Source organism: Clostridium sp., from assembly GCF_036639235.1.
GTDB lineage: Bacteria > Bacillota > Clostridia > Clostridiales > Caloramatoraceae > Clostridium_AB.
In genome coordinates this window covers 1-3255 of record NZ_JAVWJB010000003.1, presented here as the reverse complement: position 1 = coordinate 3255, position 3255 = coordinate 1, and the positions used below count along the sequence as shown (strand labels likewise).

Below are 3255 nucleotides of genomic sequence, written 5' to 3'. Positions count from 1 at the left end.
TGGTTAACATGGTTTTTAACTGGAAAATCCATAAGTAACCTACATACTCTTACAACCCAAATAAAAAACCGTACTGTTCATAATTTATCTGAACAAATACCTGTTCCTGAAAGTAATGATGAGATTGCTACTTTAACAGCATCATTTAATGAAATGAGTGGAAAACTTGAGGATGCATTTAATACCCAAAGGCGTTTTTCCCAAAGTGCTGCACATGAACTGCGTACACCACTTACAGTTCTTAGAACTAAAATAGATGTATTTAACAAAAAAGCTAGTCCTACACAGGATGATTATAACTCTCTAATTAATGCTTTTTCAAAGCAGGTAGATAGACTATCAAGTCTTGTATCTGCACTACTTAACCTAACAAATCTTGAAAAAATAGAATCTAAAAGTATGGTTAATATTTCAGAGGTTTTTGATAGCATTAAAGATGAATTAAAACCTCTAGCTGACTCCTATGAAGTTACTATTAATTCATTTAAAAGCAATATAGTAGTTAAAGCTAATCCTCTACTTTTTCATAGAGCTATTTATAATTTAGTTGAAAATGGAATTAAGTATAATAATAAATCTGGAAGTGTTACCCTAGAGGTAATTGAAATGGATACAGGCATCAATATTAATATTATTGACACTGGTAATGGAATAGATAATTACGAAAAAACATTAATATTTGAGCCATTTTATAGGGTAGATAAATCCCGATCACGAATGCTCGGTGGAGCTGGACTTGGTCTTTCTACCACTAAGGCTATTATAGAAAAACAGGGTGGAAAAATATTTGTATGCGACAACAAAAATGGAGGAAGCATATTTACAATATATCTACCTAAATAACTACTAAGCACTATAGATAATTTTCTTATAGTGCTTTTTTATTTTGGAAATTTAAAATTAAATTTGTTAATTTATTTAATCCTCTGGCTATTTATCTCAAGTATATTTTTTATGCATAAGGGAATGATGATATTAGTGCCTTATTACACACTCTGTATTTAAGGCCTACTTCTAGTTAAATGGATTTTTATAATCTATCTATAAATTTTAATTAAGAGAGGTAATATTATTATGACAAGCTTTAATGCAGTATTAGCCAGAAACACAGACAATGCACCTAAGTGCTCACTATCTTCACAAACTGTTGCTTTTTCTCATTATAATAACTTTTCAGCCCAATTACCTATCGACCCAAAAACAGGTAACCTAGTATCAGGTGGTGCTAAGGAGCAGGCACAGCAATGCTTTAAGAATATTAAGGCTATTGTTGAGAGTATTGACCATGTTATGAATGACGTTGTTAGAATTACTATTTTCGTTAAGAATATTAGGGATATGGATGCTATAAATGAAGTTTATAAGTCATTCTTCCCAACCTATCTACCTACTCGTACTGTAGTTGCTGTTGATGCACTACCTAAGAACGCTTTAGTTCAGGTTGAAGCACTTCTATCAAACGGAGAAGGTACAATTCCAAATGCACCACAGGCAGGAGACTTAATTAAGCTTACAAATAATACTTGTAATGCTCCTAAGTGTTCACTATCTACCCAAACTGTTGCATTTTCCCACTATAATAATATTACAGCACAGTTACCTCTTTGCCCTAAATCAGGCAAAATAGTATCTGATTGTATTAAGCAGCAAACTCATCAATGCTTAAAGAACATTAAATCTATTCTAGAAAGTATAGATGTTCCTTTTGATGATATAGTTAAGCTTAATATTTTCCTTAAGAATATTTCAGATTTAGATGATGTAAATGCAGTATACAAAACATTCTTCCCAGACTCTGCAATTGCAAGAACTGTAGGATATGTTCCTGCATGTACAATAGTAGAAGCTGCTGCACTACCAATGGATGCACTAGTTCAGATAGAAGCAGTAGTATCACATGGAGATGGAACTCCTCCACAGGCAGTTGAAGATAGACACGGAATTATAGTTGAGCCGAATAACACTGATAAGGCGCCACTATGCCCACTTTCAACTCAAACAGTTGCATTCTCACACTACAACAACATTTCAGCACAGCTACCAATTGATGCATCAGGTAATATGGTGTCAGGTGATATTGCTAAGCAAGCTGAGCAGTGTCTAAACAACCTTAAGGTTATTGTTGAAAGTATAGACCATAAACTTGAGGATGTGGTTAAGGTTAATATATTCCTTAAGAATATTAATGATATGGATTCTGTAGGAGAAGTATACAAGAAGTTCTTCCCATCAGCTACCCCGGCACTTAGAGTAATTGGAGTATCAGGCATGCCGAAAAATGCCCAAATCCAAATAGATGCTATTGTATCTAATGCAGAGGGAACTCCTCCGTTTACTAAATAACTACAACAAATTAAGTGAGTTGAAAATTTCAACTCACTTTTCTTATTAAATATTCTTTTTAGACTTATACGTATCCTATAGTGTCTATTAATTAATTATACTATTACATTCAGCTATAAAAAGCTCAATATTATGCTTTTCCTTGTTACTATCTGAATTAGTTCTTCCCATTCTATCACAGTAACCTAAAAGTCCTACTTCATTAATATTAACTTGACTCATCATACCCTTAACATCTGCAAAGGGTAACCTATTAACAACAAATAATATCTGCATATGCCAGCGAACTAATGCTGAAACTCCATCTATAAATTCCCTGTTATCTGTAAACTCCTCTAGGAACTTCTTAGCAAGACTCGCCCCAACACTATCATGGTCATAGGATGTAATTCTACCCTTACGAATTCTAGTTGTAGGTTCCTTACCTATATCATGAAGTAGTGCAGCCCACATAAAAATTCTAGCATCCTGACTTTTATCTCTAACCTTCGCCGCCTGATCTAGAACAAGCATTGTATGGTTCCAAACACTACCCTCAGGATGATGAACAGGAGACTGCTCCACATTCCTTAGCTTATATAGCATATCAAATGGATAAGACATTAATACCTGATTATTAACCAGTGAATTAATATAATCAGATGGCTTATTATCATTTAATATGTGATGTTCAATTTCCTTAAATAACTCTTCCTTAGTATACATAATAACTTCCTCCATAATAATCTTATTCTTATTATGGGTAGTTATATATATTACCATTCACAATTTATAAATAATATCTTATTTTAATGGTTGAACTCTTGCCACTTGGTACAGTTTCTAATATCTCATACTTATACTCTTTTATGCTATACATAGCACTACATACTGAAGGCATTTTACTACTTAGATTCATGGCTTTATGAACCT

The 3255-nt window shown here is 33.1% G+C and carries 3 protein-coding genes; 2 read left to right on the top strand and 1 reads right to left on the bottom strand.

The genetic code is table 11. From position 1 onward, the window contains the following. Both RR539_RS01365 and RR539_RS01360 read left to right on the top strand, forming a co-directional pair. Nucleotides 1-843: HAMP domain-containing sensor histidine kinase (locus RR539_RS01365; RefSeq protein ID WP_332500168.1), on the top strand; the 843-nt coding region annotated here is incomplete at its 5' end. A 231-nt stretch (nucleotides 844-1074) separates the two neighbouring features. Then, nucleotides 1075-2343, top strand: coding sequence for a RidA family protein (locus RR539_RS01360; RefSeq protein WP_332473915.1), 1269 nt, complete (start codon nucleotides 1075-1077; stop codon nucleotides 2341-2343). Between the two features lie 87 nt (nucleotides 2344-2430). On the opposite strand, the gene RR539_RS01355 is transcribed toward RR539_RS01360, so the two are convergent. Beyond that, nucleotides 2431-3048 (bottom strand): HDIG domain-containing metalloprotein, encoded by a 618-nt coding sequence (locus RR539_RS01355; protein WP_332500167.1) that lies wholly within the window; start codon nucleotides 3046-3048, stop codon nucleotides 2431-2433. Between the last annotated feature and the right edge of the window lie 207 nt (nucleotides 3049-3255).

Coding starts and splice junctions, on each gene's coding strand:
- RR539_RS01360 (WP_332473915.1), top strand. CDS start 1,075: ATGACAAGCTTTAATGCAGTATTAGCCAGAAACACAGACAATGCACCT.
- RR539_RS01355 (WP_332500167.1), bottom strand. CDS start 3,048: ATGTATACTAAGGAAGAGTTATTTAAGGAAATTGAACATCACATATTA.